Here is a 233-nt window from a genome sequence, read left to right as displayed (position 1 = left end):
CATCACCGGCGATGCGCTCAGCTATAGCGGCCAGTTCAAGCTGGCACCGCTGTCGCCCAAGGCGTGGATGACGCGTGTCGGCATGGAAGCGCCGCAGACTGCCAAGAGCAGCGCGCTTACCTCGCTGGCCTTCTCCAGCCCGTTCAAGGGCGACATGTCGCAGGTGCAGCTGACCAACCTGGTCATGGCGCTGGATGACACCACCATCAATGGGCGCCTCGGCTCGTCCTTCG

Annotated in this window: 1 protein-coding gene; it reads left to right on the top strand. The window is 64.4% G+C overall.

All coding sequences use genetic code 11. From position 1 onward, the window contains the following. The coding region (locus tag R0J88_RS23750; RefSeq protein ID WP_410901421.1) for a hypothetical protein at window positions 1-233 on the top strand (233 nt) is incomplete at both ends.

The sequence above is a fragment of the Pseudoalteromonas sp. SIMBA_162 genome (assembly GCF_046535955.1).
Lineage (GTDB): Bacteria > Pseudomonadota > Gammaproteobacteria > Enterobacterales > Alteromonadaceae > Pseudoalteromonas > Pseudoalteromonas marina.
Note: the sequence above shows the minus strand (reverse complement) of the source record. Positions and strands in the feature narration are given on the sequence as shown.